This window comes from Enterobacter sp. E20 (assembly GCF_000801755.2).
Taxonomy (GTDB): Bacteria; Pseudomonadota; Gammaproteobacteria; order Enterobacterales; family Enterobacteriaceae; genus Enterobacter; species Enterobacter asburiae_B.
Map to the genome: position 1 here is coordinate 3909920 of NZ_CP012999.1, position 14728 is coordinate 3924647.

15 protein-coding genes are annotated in these 14728 nt (G+C 56.1%); 4 read left to right on the top strand and 11 right to left on the bottom strand.

The features are described from left to right. Position 1: 1 nt before the first annotated feature. Together dsbC and xerD are read right to left on the bottom strand one after the other, a co-directional pair. Positions 2 to 715, bottom strand: coding sequence for a bifunctional protein-disulfide isomerase/oxidoreductase DsbC (gene dsbC, locus NI40_RS18135; protein ID WP_023309097.1), 714 nt, complete (start codon positions 713 to 715; stop codon positions 2 to 4). A 28-nt stretch (positions 716 to 743) separates the two neighbouring features. Beyond that, positions 744 to 1640 (bottom strand): site-specific tyrosine recombinase XerD, encoded by an 897-nt coding sequence (gene xerD / locus NI40_RS18140; RefSeq protein ID WP_039262980.1) that lies wholly within the window; start codon positions 1638 to 1640, stop codon positions 744 to 746. 101 nt (positions 1641 to 1741) lie between these two features. Between xerD and fldB the strand changes: the two genes are divergently transcribed. Continuing rightward, on the top strand, positions 1742 to 2263 hold the full coding sequence (gene fldB, locus NI40_RS18145) for a flavodoxin FldB (RefSeq protein WP_039262979.1): 522 nt from the start codon (positions 1742 to 1744) through the stop codon (positions 2261 to 2263). Between the two features lie 6 nt (positions 2264 to 2269). Here fldB and NI40_RS18150 read toward each other — a convergent pair whose 3' ends face one another. After that, positions 2270 to 2680: a protein YgfX gene (locus tag NI40_RS18150; protein ID WP_021242050.1), complete on the bottom strand. Its 411-nt coding sequence runs from the start codon at positions 2678 to 2680 to the stop codon at positions 2270 to 2272. Next, entirely contained in the window at positions 2661 to 2927 is a 267-nt protein-coding gene (sdhE, locus tag NI40_RS18155) for an FAD assembly factor SdhE (protein WP_010435322.1), read from the bottom strand. The genes NI40_RS18150 and sdhE overlap by 20 nt, the downstream gene beginning before the upstream one ends. A 294-nt stretch (positions 2928 to 3221) precedes the next feature. Between sdhE and ygfZ the strand changes: the two genes are divergently transcribed. Further along, a complete protein-coding gene (gene ygfZ / locus NI40_RS18160; RefSeq protein WP_039262978.1) occupies positions 3222 to 4202 on the top strand; it encodes a tRNA-modifying protein YgfZ in 981 nt (326 codons plus the stop codon). A 64-nt stretch (positions 4203 to 4266) separates the two neighbouring features. Here the strand turns inward: ygfZ and trhA are convergent, their stop codons facing one another. Next, a complete protein-coding gene (trhA, locus tag NI40_RS18165) occupies positions 4267 to 4926 on the bottom strand; it encodes a PAQR family membrane homeostasis protein TrhA (protein WP_033146591.1) in 660 nt (219 codons plus the stop codon). 165 nt (positions 4927 to 5091) lie between these two features. Further along, entirely contained in the window at positions 5092 to 5403 is a 312-nt protein-coding gene (yqfB, locus tag NI40_RS18170) for a N(4)-acetylcytidine aminohydrolase (RefSeq protein WP_033146592.1), read from the bottom strand. A gap of 51 nt (positions 5404 to 5454) precedes the next feature. On the opposite strand from yqfB, the gene NI40_RS18175 reads away from it, so the two are divergent. Together NI40_RS18175 and bglA are read left to right on the top strand one after the other, a co-directional pair. Continuing rightward, a complete protein-coding gene (locus tag NI40_RS18175; RefSeq protein ID WP_032660101.1) occupies positions 5455 to 6186 on the top strand; it encodes a MurR/RpiR family transcriptional regulator in 732 nt (243 codons plus the stop codon). 116 nt (positions 6187 to 6302) lie between these two features. Further along, positions 6303 to 7736 (top strand): 6-phospho-beta-glucosidase BglA, encoded by a 1434-nt coding sequence (gene bglA, locus NI40_RS18180; RefSeq protein WP_033146593.1) that lies wholly within the window; start codon positions 6303 to 6305, stop codon positions 7734 to 7736. Between the two features lie 72 nt (positions 7737 to 7808). On the opposite strand, the gene NI40_RS18185 is transcribed toward bglA, so the two are convergent. The 5 genes from NI40_RS18185 to ubiI form a co-directional block, all read right to left on the bottom strand. Beyond that, on the bottom strand, positions 7809 to 8552 hold the full coding sequence (locus NI40_RS18185; protein WP_032660097.1) for an SDR family oxidoreductase: 744 nt from the start codon (positions 8550 to 8552) through the stop codon (positions 7809 to 7811). Between the two features lie 69 nt (positions 8553 to 8621). Further along, positions 8622 to 11495 carry an aminomethyl-transferring glycine dehydrogenase gene (gene gcvP, locus NI40_RS18190; protein ID WP_039262977.1) on the bottom strand — a complete coding sequence of 958 codons (2874 nt, stop codon included), beginning with the start codon at positions 11493 to 11495 and terminating at the stop codon, positions 8622 to 8624. 124 nt (positions 11496 to 11619) lie between these two features. Further along, positions 11620 to 12009 carry a glycine cleavage system protein GcvH gene (gcvH, locus tag NI40_RS18195; protein WP_008499718.1) on the bottom strand — a complete coding sequence of 130 codons (390 nt, stop codon included), beginning with the start codon at positions 12007 to 12009 and terminating at the stop codon, positions 11620 to 11622. A gap of 23 nt (positions 12010 to 12032) precedes the next feature. Continuing rightward, positions 12033 to 13127 (bottom strand): glycine cleavage system aminomethyltransferase GcvT, encoded by a 1095-nt coding sequence (gene gcvT, locus NI40_RS18200; RefSeq protein ID WP_039262976.1) that lies wholly within the window; start codon positions 13125 to 13127, stop codon positions 12033 to 12035. A 397-nt stretch (positions 13128 to 13524) separates the two neighbouring features. Further along, positions 13525 to 14727, bottom strand: coding sequence for an FAD-dependent 2-octaprenylphenol hydroxylase (gene ubiI / locus NI40_RS18205; protein WP_039262975.1), 1203 nt, complete (start codon positions 14725 to 14727; stop codon positions 13525 to 13527). Between the last annotated feature and the right edge of the window lies 1 nt (position 14728).

Below are 14728 nucleotides of genomic sequence, written 5' to 3' on the forward strand. Positions count from 1 at the left end.
ATTATTTACCACCAAACTGTTTCTGGTGCGCGTCGAGGAACTCTTTCATCTCTTTTGGTCCCTGATAGCCTGGAACAACATAGCCGTTGCTCAGGACAATCGCTGGCGTACCGCTCACGCCAAACTGCACGCCGAGCGCATAGTGGTTAGCAATATCAATGTCGCAGGAGGCTGGCTTAACGCCTTTGCCGTTCATGGCGTCGTCAAACGCTTTGTTGCGGTCTTTCGCACACCAGATCGCCTTCATGTCCTGCTCTGGCTGGCTCTGCACGCCCGCGCGCGGGAAGGCCAGGTAACGCACGGTAATGCCCAGCGCGTTATAGTCTTTCATCTCTTCATGCAGCTTGTGGCAGTAGCCGCAGGTGATGTCGGTGAAAACGGTAATAACGTGTTTTTCCTGCGCCGCTTTATAGACGATCATCTCTTTTTCAAGCGCGTTCAGGTTTTTCATCAGCAGCTGGTTGGTGACGTTCACCGGCTGCGCGCCGCTCACGTCGTACATTGGCCCCTGAATAATGTGTTTGCCGTCTTCGGTGACGTAAAGCACGCCGCTGTTGGTCAGTACCGTTTTCATGCCAGCAACCGGTGCAGGCTGAATATCGCTGCCGGTGACGCCAAGCTTAGCCAGCGACTGTTTGATGGCGGCATCGTCCGCATGGGCGAAACCGGTAAATGAGGCTGCCAGCAGGGTGAACAGCGCGAAAGTCTTTTTCATAAGTGATCCTGTTACAATTCGTCGGCACTCACGCACGAGGGTGGTGCTGTTGGTGTAGCTGCCGCAGGCGTTCCGTCGCGACATGGGTATAAATTTGCGTCGTGGAAAGATCGCTGTGGCCCAGCAGCATCTGCACCACGCGTAAATCAGCGCCGTGGTTTAACAGATGCGTCGCGAAGGCGTGACGCAATACGTGCGGCGAAAGCTTTTCACTGTCGATACCCGCCAGTGTGGCGTAATGCTTGATGCGATGCCAGAACGTTTGCCGCGTCATCTGCTGGGCGCGCTGGCTCGGAAACAGGATGTCGATAGACGTACCATTGAGCAGCCACGGACGACCATGCTCCAGGTACGTTTCCAGCCAGTAAACCGCCTCTTCACCCAGCGGAACCAGCCTTTCCTTGTTGCCTTTACCAATGACGCGCACCACGCCCTGACGCAGGCTGATGTCGCTCATCGTCAGACCAACCAGTTCCGAAACGCGCAAGCCGGTAGCATACAATAGCTCAAGCATGGCTTTATCGCGTAACTCCAGCGGCAGGTCAACAGACGGTGACTGTAATAATCTCTCAACCTGTGCTTCGCTGAGATCTTTCGGCAGCCGCTGCGGAAGCTTAGGAGATGCCAGCAGCGCGCTGGGATCGTCTTCGCGAATCTTCTCACGGTAGAGGTGCTGGAACAGCCGACGCATGGCGCTAAGCAAACGCGCGGAACTGGTGGCTTTGTAGCCCCCCGCTATACGTTCGCCAAGCAGCGCCTGCAGGTCGTCACGCTGCGCGCTCGCAAGGGATAACCCCCGGTGCGCAAGCCACTCCACCAGCATGGTGAGATCGCGACGGTAGGCGCTGAGGGTATTCTCGGCAAGATTTTTCTCCAGCCACAGCGCGTCGAGAAACTGTTCGATCAGTGCGAGATCCTTTTCCACATCAGCCCCTTTGATTTTGCAGTCAGGCCATTATGCCTGATTGCGACCGGTTTCTGGTACACTACGCGCAAAGTCAAAGCAAGTATTGAGATAGTTACGCGATGAATATTGGTCTGTTCTATGGTTCCAGCACCTGCTACACCGAAATGGCGGCAGAGAAAATTCGCGACATCATTGGCCCGGAACTGGTGACGTTGCATAACCTGAAAGATGACGCGGTCGCGCTGATGGAACAGTACGATGTACTGATTCTTGGCATCCCAACCTGGGATTTTGGTGAGATACAGGAAGACTGGGAAGCCATCTGGGATCAACTCGATTCGGTCAATCTCGACGGCAAAATCATTGCCATGTACGGCATGGGGGATCAGCTGGGCTACGGGGAATGGTTCCTGGACGCGCTCGGCATGCTGCATGACAAGCTGGCGCCGAGAGGGGTGTCGTTTATCGGCTACTGGCCAACCGAAGGTTACGAGTTCACCAGTAAAAAACCGATTATTGCCGACGGCGAACTGTTTGTTGGACTCGCGCTGGATGAAACCAACCAGTACGATCTCAGCGATGAGCGCCTGCAAAGCTGGTGCGAGCAGATTCTGGGCGAAATGGCTGAAAAGTTTAGCTAACGCGCATTACCCCTGCGTCGTCTGTTGCAACAGCATCCGGCGCAGGTCCCGCCACTCGGCAGCATCCATACTGTCAGCCGCCAGCCACAGATGCTGGCAACGCCCGCCGTCCACCTTGCGTAACCGTAACATCATGCCGCAGTTGAGCATCCAGGGCATACCGAGAATATCCCACTCTTTACCCTGCCAGCGCAGGCGGGAATCCATCAGTAATTTAATCTCTCCCTGACGGGCATTAATGCGACGCTGGCTGCGTACGCTGTCAAAAACGACAAACGACAGTAACAGCAGCCACAGCGGCGTATAGCTCAGCGGCCACGGCATCAGCAAAACAAAGGCCGCAACCAGGCCGTGGAGCAATAAAGACATCCACTGCGAGCGCCACGAGACGCGAAGATCAGATTGCCACAGGACCACGTTCCCGATTCCGTGTTTGAATTAATTGCACCATCCGTTGCAACTCGGTGTCGGCGGGTTTGCCGTGGTTCATCAGCCAGTTGAATAAATCCGGATCGTCAGACTCAAGCAGGCGAACAAACAGACGCTTATCATCATCGCTTAAGCTGTCATACTCATATTCGAAGAAAGGCATGATGGAAATATCAAGTTCACGCATGCCGCGACGGCACGCCCAGTGAATACGGGCCTTGTTGTTAATATCCATGTTCAGTTTCCTGCATTACGTTTGGCACAGTCGGCACCCCGTTCAGTGTTCTTTATTTCTCTACGGGGACACCAGCTAGTGTAACGTGTTTTTGACCGTTTCATTACTGGAATATTGCGATCGCCGAGCAGGCTTCCAGAATAATCCCTACAAAGACAGCGGATTACATTATTTTGCGTAGCGCTACGCATAACTGGTTTAGGGCACAAATGGTCTGTTGAAAGCGCTTGCATTGCCTGCAGGCTCTTTTACCATTAGGCATTATCAAAGCGTTAAGCAATTCAGGATATCGTTATGGCATTTACACCATTTTCTCCTCGCCAGCCCGCCGCCTCTGCGCGTCTGCCGCTGACGCTTATTTCTCTTGATGACTGGGCGCTGGCAACGCTCACCGGTGCCGACGCCGAAAAATATCTGCAGGGCCAGGTGACCGCCGACGTCAGCCAGATGACCGAACACCAGCACCTGCTGGCAGCGCATTGCGATCCAAAAGGCAAAATGTGGAGCAACCTGCGACTCTTCCGCCGTCAGGACGGCTTTGCCTTTATTGAGCGCCGCAGCCTGCAAGAGGCCCAGCTCAAAGAGCTGAAGAAGTACGCGGTCTTCTCCAAAGTCACTATCGCCCCGGACGACGAACATGTCCTGCTGGGAGTGGCCGGTTTTCAGGCGCGTGCGGCGCTGAAAAATCTCTTCAGCGAACTGCCGGATGCAGAAAAGCAGGTGGTCAGCGAAGGCGCGACCTCCATCCTGTGGTTTGAACACCCGGCGGAGCGTTTCCTGTTAGTCACGGATGCGGCAACGGCCGAACGCGTGACCGAAGCACTGCGCGGCGAAGCGCAGCTAAACAATAGTCAGCAGTGGCTGGCGCTGAACATCGAAGCGGGTCTGCCGGTGATTGACGCCGCAAACAGCGCGCAGTTTATTCCTCAGGCAACGAACCTACAGGCGCTGGGGGGTATCAGCTTTAAAAAGGGCTGTTATACCGGCCAGGAGATGGTGGCGCGTGCAAAATTCCGCGGAGCTAACAAACGAGCGCTCTGGACGCTGGCGGGCCATGCCAGCCGTGTACCTGAAGCGGGTGAAGACTTAGAGCTGAAGATGGGTGATAACTGGCGCCGCACCGGCACCGTGTTAGCCGCCGTACAGCTCGATGATGGACGTCTTTTGGTACAGGCCGTCATGAACAACGATATGGAAGCCGACAGCGTGTTCCGCGTGCGTGACGATGCGAACACGCTGAGCATCGCGCCGTTGCCATATTCGTTAGAAGAGTAATCGTATCCAGTTGCCCTCCCTCTCCCTGTGGGAGAGGGCCGGTGGCCCCGCACGATGGAAAAAACTACACCTGCCCCACGTACAAATAGATCGCCAAAAAGTGGCATACGCTGCCGCCCAGCACAAAGCCGTGCCAGATGGCATGGTTGTACGGGATGCGCTTGCAGACGTAGAAAATCACGCCGAGCGAGTACACCACGCCACCTAAGGCCAGAAGCGTCACGCCCCCTACCGACAGTTTAATCGCCAGTTGATACACCACAATCAGCGACAGCCAGCCCATTGTCAGATAGGTGACCAGTGACAGCACCTTAAACCGGTGCGCGATGGTCAGCTTAAACAGGATCCCCAGCAGTGCCAGGCTCCAGATAACAATCATCAGGCCACGCGACAGCGGTGAGTTGAGCCCCACCAGCAAAAACGGTGTGTAAGTGCCTGCAATCAGAAGATAGATAGCGCAGTGGTCAAATTTCTTGAGCCACATCTTGGCCCGCTGATGCGGGATCGCGTGATACAGCGTCGACGCCAGGAACAGCAGGATCATACTCCCGCCATACAGGCTGTAGCTGGTAATGGCCATCGCGCTGGCATTGGCGTCCACCGCCTGCACCAGCAATAACACTAAACCGACAATCCCAAACACCAGGCCAATGCCGTGGCTGATGCTGTTGGCTACTTCCTCAGCCAGCGAATATCCCTGTGCGATTAATGGTCTGCTCACCATACAAAACTCCGGGAAAACAAAAGATGATTATTCATCGCATAACTATGCTAACTGAGAATGATTCCAGTGAACACCTGTTAGCTAAAATAAAGTTAAACATAACGTTTCTAAATTACAATCAGACAGTTACACTTTAATTTCAGCGAACGTGCGTTTCGATTTTAATTATAAACATTTAAAATCAATCACATAAAACTGGTTCTGCCTGGGGTAGATCTCTGCGATCACGCTTTTCAATGCATCCAGGGTCATGTTCTCCTGTTCAGCATGTTTTTGCGTCAATGTATCGAACGTAACGGTTGACGTTCCTGTTACTTCGATGGTGCAAAAATAACCATCATCCTCATAACGCCCCACCCGCAGGATATCGCCGGTTTTGAAATGGGATTCACTTTTATCCCGGATAGTGATGGTTTTACGCCCGGCCAGAATGTCGTCCTGAAAGCGCTGAAAAAAAGTGATGTCGTTTGGCTGCATGTTATTATTCCCTGAAGAAAAGTCTGATGAGTGAGTGTAGCCATTGTGAGCATGTTCTCCCATTCCGCCATTGCCAGTCTCAATAACCTGGAGATGATGGTCTACAACTATGTCATAAAAAATCGTGACAAAGTGATGTACATGACCATCCGCGAGCTGGCGGATGCGGCAGACGTCTCAACCACCACTATCCTGCGCTTTTGCCGCAAGCTTAACTGCGAAGGGTATTCTGAATTTCGGGTACGCTTTAAGCTTTATCTTGAACAGAACGAGCCCCAGCAGGCGAATTTCGGTGCCAGCGAAATTATCAGCTTTTTTAAAAGCGTGAATAATGAAGAGTTCGATGCGTTATTAGATAAGGCGGTTGATATTATTTTATCGTCAGAGCGAATTATATTTGTCGGTGCCGGAACATCGGGTTCGCTGGCAAAATATGGCGCACGCTTCTTTTCTAATATCGGGAAATTCAGTAATCATATTGATGATCCTTATTTCCCGGTCACCAATGATATGGCGAAAAATGCGCTGGCGATTGTGCTTTCCGTCTCGGGCGAGACCGAGGAGATCCTGCGCTTCGCCAGCCAGTTCAGCCTGCATCACTGCAAGGTGCTCTCGATAACCAGCCACGAGCACTCGCGTCTCGCAAAACTGGCGGACTTTAATCTCTCCTGGCACGTTCCTCAGACGCGTATTGCAGGCGTCTACGACATTACCACGCAAATTCCCGTCATTTATATTCTGGAATCTCTCGGACGTAAACTGGCGAAGAAACTCACAGAATAAAACACCCTGTTTTTTTGATGTAACAAATCACATTTACTGTGAATTGTTATATCGTGACATTCAATTTCGCTTTGCTAGACTCGATGCCAATAAGCCATTTATTGAGAAGAGCAGCGATGAAAAAATTAACCTTACCAAAAGATTTTTTATGGGGCGGCGCGGTTGCCGCTCACCAGGTTGAAGGCGGCTGGAACAAAGGCGGCAAAGGGCCAAGCATTTGTGACGTATTGACCGGCGGCGCGCACGGCGTCCCGCGCGAAATCACCCAGGAAGTAGTGCCGGGTAAATACTATCCAAACCACGAGGCCATCGACTTCCACGGCCACTATAAAGAAGACATCAAGCTGTTTGCCGAGATGGGTTTCAAGTGCTTCCGCACCTCTATCGCCTGGACGCGCATCTTCCCGAAAGGTGACGAAACGCAGCCAAACGAAGAGGGGCTGAAGTTCTACGACGACATGTTCGACGAGCTGCTGAAATACAACATCGAACCGGTGATCACCCTCTCCCACTTCGAAATGCCACTGCACCTGGTGCAGGAGTACGGAAGCTGGACCAACCGTAAAGTGGTCGATTTCTTTGTGCGCTTCGCGGAAGTGGTTTTTGAGCGCTACAAAAACAAGGTCAAATACTGGATGACCTTCAACGAAATCAATAACCAGCGTAACTGGCGCGCGCCGCTGTTCGGTTACTGCTGCTCGGGCGTGGTCTATACCGAACATGACAATCCGGAAGAGACCATGTACCAGGTCCTACACCACCAGTTTGTGGCCAGCGCACTGGCGGTGAAAGCCGCGCGCCGCATCAACCCTGAGATGAAGGTCGGCTGCATGCTGGCGATGGTGGCGCTCTATCCGTTCTCCTGCAAACCGGAAGACGTGATGTTCGCCCAGGAATCCATGCGCGAGCGCTATGTCTTTACCGACGTCCAGCTGCGTGGTTACTACCCGTCCTACGTGCTGAACGAGTGGGAGCGACGCGGCTTCTCCATCAAAATGGAGGCAGGCGACGAGCAGATCCTGCGTGAAGGTACCTGCGACTACTTAGGTTTCAGCTACTACATGACCAACGCGGTGAAAGCGGAAGGCGGGACCGGCGATGCGATTTCCGGTTTCGAAGGCAGCGTGCCAAACCCGCACGTGAAAGCGTCCGACTGGGGCTGGCAGATCGATCCGGTAGGCCTGCGCTATTCCCTGTGCGAACTGTACGAGCGTTATCAGAAACCGCTGTTTATCGTGGAAAACGGGTTCGGCGCCTACGATAAGGTGGAAGAAGACGGCAGCATCAACGACGACTACCGCATCGACTACCTGCGTGCCCACGTGGAAGAGATGATCAAAGCCGTGACGCACGACGGCGTGGATCTGATGGGCTATACGCCATGGGGCTGCATCGACTGCGTGTCGTTCACCACCGGCCAGTACAGCAAGCGCTACGGCTTTATCTACGTGAACAAGCACGACGACGGCACGGGCGACATGTCGCGTTCCCGCAAGAAGAGCTTTAACTGGTATAAGGAAGTGATTGCCAGCAACGGCGAGAAACTTTAACGCCGTAACGCCGGGCGGCGCTACGCTTGCACCGGCCTACGATTGATCCCCTCTCCCCTTTGGGAGAGGGGTTTACTTCCCGCCCGCCAACTCAATAAAACTGCCCGTTACGTACGACGCCTTCTCGCTCAGCAGCCAGACAATCGCCTGCGCCACCTCTTCCGGCTGGCCGCCGCGCTGCATCGGCAGCAACGATTTCACGCGATCCACTCGCCCCGGCTCTCCGCCGGACGCATGAATATCGGTATAAATTAGACCCGGACGCACGCAGTTGACGCGAATGCCCTGCGCCGCCACTTCCAGCGATAGCCCGGTTGTCAGCGAATCGACCGCCCCCTTCGACGCGGCATAATCCACATATTCACCCGGCGCGCCCAGGCGCGACGCGGCGGAAGAGACGTTCACTATCGCCCCGCCCTTGCCGCCATGCCTGAAGGACATGCGTTTTACCGCTTCCCGGCAGCAGAGAAAGTAGCCCGTGACGTTGGTCGCCAGGACGCGGTTAATGCGCTCAGCGGAGAGGTTCTCGATAGTGGATTGCTCAAACAGAATGCCCGCATTATTGACCAGCGCACGAAGCGGCTCGCCTTCACGATCGAGGCTGTCAAACATCGCCAGCACCTGGGCTTCATCACTGATATCCGCGCGGACGGCAAAGGCTTTACCGCCCGCTTCAACGATCTGGTTGATCACGTCCGTCGCGGCTTTAATGTTGTGGTGATAGTTCACCGCCACGGTGTAGCCTTCGCGCGCCAGCTGCAGCGCGGTGGCTTTCCCAATGCCCCGGCTGGCGCCGGTGACCAGTGCTATTGCCATTTTCTTCTCCCAATAAAAAGCCGGGTGGCGGCTTCGCCTTACCCGGCCTTTATGACTACACCAATAATATTACTGGTATTCGCTCATCGGCACGCAGGAGCAGAACAGGTTACGGTCGCCGTACACGTCATCAAGACGCTTCACGGTCGGCCAGTATTTGTTTGCCACGCCTGCAGGGAAGACGGCCAGCTCGCGGGAATAACCGTGGTTCCACTCTGCCACCATTTCGTGCTGGGTGTGCGGGGCGTTAACCAGCGGGTTATCTTCCAGCGTCCACTCGCCGTCCTGCACGCGATCGATCTCCATGCGGATGGCCAGCATCGCGTCGATAAAGCGGTCCAGCTCGGCTTTGCTTTCAGATTCCGTTGGCTCCACCATCAGCGTACCCGCTACCGGGAACGACATGGTTGGCGCGTGGAAGCCGTAGTCAATCAAGCGCTTGGCGATATCCAGCTCGCTGATGCCCGTTGCTTCTTTCAGAGGACGAATATCCAGGATGCACTCGTGCGCCACGCGACCGTCGCGGCCGGTATAGAGCACCGGGAAGGCAGACTTCAGGCGAGTCGCAATATAGTTGGCGTTCAGGATCGCCACCTGGCTCGCCTGCTTCAGCCCTTCCGCGCCCATCATGCGGATGTACATCCAGCTGATTGGCAGGATAGAGGCGCTACCGAACGGTGCCGCAGAGACCGCGCCCTGACGGGTCAGCATGCCTTCAATCTGCACCACGCTGTGGCCCGGTACAAACGGTGCCAGGTGCGCTTTCACGCCGATTGGGCCCATGCCCGGGCCGCCACCGCCGTGCGGGATGCAGAAGGTTTTGTGCAGGTTCAGGTGCGACACGTCCGCGCCGATAAAGCCCGGAGAGGTAATGCCCACCTGAGCGTTCATGTTCGCGCCGTCGAGGTAAACCTGACCGCCGTACTGGTGCACCACTTCGCACACTTCACGGATGGTCTCTTCGTAAACGCCGTGGGTAGACGGGTAGGTCACCATGATGCAGGAGAGCTTGTCGCCCGCCTGCTCGGCTTTCGCGCGCAGGTCGACCAGATCGATGTTGCCGTTCTTATCGCACGCCACCACCACCACTTCCATGCCCGCCATCTGCGCAGAAGCCGGGTTGGTACCGTGGGCGGAGCTTGGGATCAGGCAGATATCGCGGTGACCTTCGTTGCGGCTTTCGTGATAGTGACGGATCGCCAGCAGGCCCGCGTATTCGCCCTGCGCGCCGGAGTTCGGCTGCATGCAGAGCGCGTCATAACCGGTCAGTTTCACCAGCCAGTCGGAAAGCTGGTTGATCATCATATGATAACCTTCCGCCTGCTCTGGCGGGCAGAACGGGTGCAGCTCGGAGAATTCAGGCCAGGTGATCGGGATCATCTCCGCCGCGGCGTTCAGCTTCATGGTGCAGGAGCCCAGCGGGATCATCGCCTGGTTCAGCGCCAGATCCTTGCGCTCCAGAGAGTGCATATAGCGCATCATCTCGGTTTCACTGTGATAGCGATTAAAGACCGGATGCGTCAGGATCGCATCGTTACGCAGCATGCTTTCCTGAATGGAGCGGCTGTCGAGCGCGACCTCTTTGTCGAGCGCGTCAATATCCAGACCGTGCGCGTCACCCAGCAACACGCTGAACAGGTTCAGGATATCGTCGCGGGAGGTGCTTTCATCCAGCGTAATGCCGACGGCGTTGTGGATGTCGCTGCGCAGGTTGATCTCTGCTGCATTCGCGCGCGCCAGCACGGCCGCTTTGTCCGCCACTTCCACACACAGGGTGTCGAAGTAGTGAGCGTGGCGCAGCTTAAGGCCTTTCTGCTGCAGACCGCAGGCCAGAATATCGGCCAGGCGGTGAATGCGGCTGGCAATGCGCTTCAGACCAGCCGGGCCGTGGAACACGGCGTAGAGGCTGGCGATGTTTGCCAGCAGCACCTGGGAGGTACAGATGTTGGAGTTCGCTTTCTCGCGGCGGATGTGCTGCTCGCGGGTCTGCATCGCCATGCGCAGCGCGGTGTTACCGGCAGCATCTTTTGAGACGCCGATAATACGGCCTGGCATAGAGCGTTTGAATTCATCTTTCGCGCCGAAGAACGCCGCGTGCGGGCCGCCGTAGCCCATCGGCACGCCGAAGCGTTGCGCTGAACCGAAAACGATATCCGCGCCCTGTTTACCCGGTGCCGTCAGCAGTACCAGCGCCATAAAATCGGCGGCAACGCTGACAACCACTTTGCGGGATTTCAGCTCGGCAATCAGCGCGCCGTAGTCGTGTACTTCACCGGTGGTGCCTACCTGCTGCAGCAGCACGCCGAAAACGTCCTGGTGATCCAGCACTTTGTCAGCGTCGTCTACGATCACGTCAAAGCCGAAGGTTTCCGCGCGGGTGCGCACCACGTCCAGCGTCTGGGGATGCACGTCCGCCGCGACGAAGAAGCGGTTGGCATTTTTCAGCTTGCTCACGCGTTTTGCCATCGCCATTGCTTCGGCGGCGGCGGTCGCTTCATCCAGCAGCGAGGCGGAGGCGATATCCATACCGGTCAGATCCAGCGTCACCTGCTGGAAGTTCAGCAGCGCTTCCAGACGGCCCTGAGAGACTTCCGGCTGATACGGGGTGTAAGCGGTGTACCAGCCCGGGTTTTCCAGCATGTTGCGCAGGATAACCGGCGGTAACTGCACGTTGGTGTAGCCCATGCCAATGTAAGACTTATAGCGCTTGTTCAGGCCTGCGATAGCCTTTAGCTCCGCCAGCGCGGCGAATTCCGTGGTGGCTTCCCCCACCTGAGGCGGCGTGGCAAGCTGGATGTCTTTTGGCACAATCTGGCCGATCAGTGCGTTTAATGAATCCGCGCCAACTGTCTTCAGCATCTCCTGCTGTTGCTGAGCATCCGGCCCAATGTGACGTTCAATGAAGGCGCCACGGTTTTCAAGCTGGCTTAAAGTCTGTGTCATGAGCGATGGTTCCTGAAACGTGCAGTGAATTTAAGTTCCCTCTCCCTCTGGGAGAGGGTTAGGGTGAGGGGAAGATGGGCACCCTCGCCCCTGCCCTCTCCCGAAAGGAGAGGGGGATAAACGATTACTCGTCTTCTAACAGTGCTTCGTACGCGGTCGCATCCAGCAGCGCGGCAACCTGAGATTCGTCGCTGGCTTTGATCTTGAAGATCCAGCCGCCTTCATAAGGCTCGCTGTTCACCAGCTCTGGCGAATCGCTCAGCGCGTCGTTGACGGCAACGATTTCACCGCTTACAGGAGCGTAGATATCAGAAGCCGCTTTTACGGACTCCGCCACGGCGCAGTCGTCGCCCGCGCTAACGGTCGTGCCCACGTCAGGCAGGTCAACAAACACCATGTCGCCCAGCAGCTCTTGCGCGTGCTCGGTGATCCCTACGGTGTAAGTGCCGTCCGCCTCTTTGCGCAGCCACTCGTGTTCTTTGCTGTATTTCAGTTCTGCTGGCACATTGCTCATTGAAGTTCTCCTGATAAAAATGATTAGGCGACCGGCTTACCGGCGCGAACAAAAATCGGTTTGGTCACGTTGACCGGCATTTCGCGGTTGCGGATTTGCACCACCGCCGTTTCGCCAATGCCCGCCGGCACGCGTGCCAGTGCAATACTGTAGCCCAGCGTCGGGGAGAAGGTACCGCTGGTGATCACGCCTTCGCGAGGATTGCCGTCGGCATCGGTAAAGCGCACCGGCAGTTCACCGCGCAGCACGCCCTTCTCGGTCATCACCAGACCCACCAGCTGTTCAGTGCCCTTCTCACGCTGCATCTCCAGCGCTTCACGGCCAATAAAGTCACGGTCAGCCGGTTCCCATGCGATGGTCCAGCTCATGTTGGCGGCCAGCGGAGAAACGCCTTCATCCATCTCCTGACCGTAGAGGTTCATCCCCGCTTCCAGACGCAGCGTATCGCGCGCGCCCAGACCCGCAGGCTTCACGCCCGCTTCCACCAGCGCGCGCCAGAAATCAGCGGCCTTCTCGTTCGGCATCGCAATTTCGTAGCCCGCTTCACCGGTGTAGCCGGTGGTGGCGATAAACAGATCGCCCGCCTGCACGCCGAAGAACGGCTTCATGCCTTCGGTTGCTTTGCGCTGCTCGTCGTTAAACAGAGATGCGGCTTTCGCCTGCGCGTTCGGCCCCTGCACGGCGATCAGCGACAGATCGTCACGGACGGTGATGTCGATGGCATAAGGTTCGGCGTGTTGGGTGATCCAGGAGAGGTCTTTTTCGCGGGTGGCGGAGTTGACAACGAGGCGGAAGAAATCTTCAGTGAAGTAATAGACGATAAGGTCATCAATCACGCCGCCCGAGGCGTTCAGCATGCCGGTATAGAGCGCTTTACCCGGCGTTTTCAGTTTGGCGACGTCGTTTGCCAGCAGATAACGCAAAAACTCCCGGGTGCGGCTACCGCGCAGATCGACAATCGTCATGTGGGACACGTCGAACATACCGGCATCGGTGCGCACCGCGTGGTGCTCATCAATCTGCGAGCCGTAGTGCAGCGGCATCATCCAGCCATGGAAGTCCACCATGCGGGCGCCGCATAACACGTGTTGTTCGTACAAAGGAGTCTGTTGAGCCATCTTGTCCTCGTTGAAAAATTCACCGTGAAACCCGGTATCGGCCCCGTCACCTGGCGCCGACGCAAACGTTCTCTTTTACCCGAACTTACCACCGAAACCAGCGGTTAACCATAAGGTAAAACGGGTCATCACATTAGCTTATGACCAAAAAACGCTAAAAAGCCTACAGAGTTATTCACTGGAAAAATGCGATTAACCCCGCACAAAATTAACAATGATCTAACAGGATTTAGCACATGGTGATATTTCGTGCGGAAAAACGGGCCGAATTTCCGTAACATAAAATCCCGTAGATTAGATTTTCTAATGCGAAAAATGACGTGAAATTAGAATATTTCAAACGAGGGAATTTCCCCGGCGCAGAGGCCGGGAAAATAAAGTGTGACGGGGATCGAGATTAGCGTAACCAGTCGGGAAGATCGTTAAGACCCATCGCCTGGCGAAGAAGTTGAGGTTTGACGCCAGGAAGCGTATCGGCCAGTTTAAGACCAATATCGCGCAGCAGTTTTTTCGCCGGATTTGCGCCGGCAAACAGCTCGCGGAAGCCCTGCATGCCCGCCAACATCATCGCCGCACTGTGCTTGCGGCTGCGCTCGTAGCGACGCAGGTAAAGATGCTGACCGATATCTTTGCCTTCGCGATGCAGGCGACGCAGTTCCTCAACCAGCTCCGCCGCGTCCATAAAGCCAAGGTTGACGCCCTGCCCTGCCAGCGGATGAATGGTATGCGCCGCATCCCCCACCAGCGCCAGACGATGCGCCGCAAACTGACGCGCGTAGCGGCCGGTTAACGGGAACACCTGCCGCTCGCTTTCAAGGGTGCACAAGCCAAGGCGGTTATCAAACGCCATGCACAGCGCCTGGTTAAAGGCATCCGGCGTCGCCTCCTGCATCAGCTGGGCTTTTTCAGGCACCAGGGACCAGACAATCGAGCACAGGTGCGGATCGGCAAGCGGCAGGAACGCCAGAATGCCGTCGTTGTGGAAAATCTGCCGCGCCACGCCGCCGTGCGGCTCCTCGGTACGGATCGTCGCAACCAGAGCGTGATGACGATAGTCCCAGAAGGTCAGCGGAATATCGGCTTTATTTCGCAGCCAGGAGTTCGCACCGTCAGCACCGACCACCAGACGCGCGGTCAGCATGTCGCCGCTCTGTAAGGTGATAAACGCCTCGTTTTCACCCCACGCCACCTGCTGGATCTGCGCAGGCGCAATCAGCGTCACGTCGCTGCACTGCTGCGCTTTCTGCCACAGCGCGTGGTGGATCACCGCGTTTTCGACGATATGACCCAGATGGCTGTAACCCATGCTTTCATCATCAAAAGCAATATGACCAAAGCTGTCTTTATCCCACACTTCCATGCCGTGATAGCAGCTGGCGCGCTGCGCCACAATATCTGCCCAGACGCCAAGGTGCGTCAGCAATTTCTCGCTGGCGGCATTGATCGCCGAGACGCGGAGTTCCGGCGGAGCATCTGGCGCAACGGGCTGAGGCTGCTTTTGCTCCAGCACCGCCACGCGCAGGCCGCTGCCCTGTAAACCACAGGCCAGAGCCAGTCCGACCATACCGCCGCCAACGATGGCGACATCAACATTTTGCACG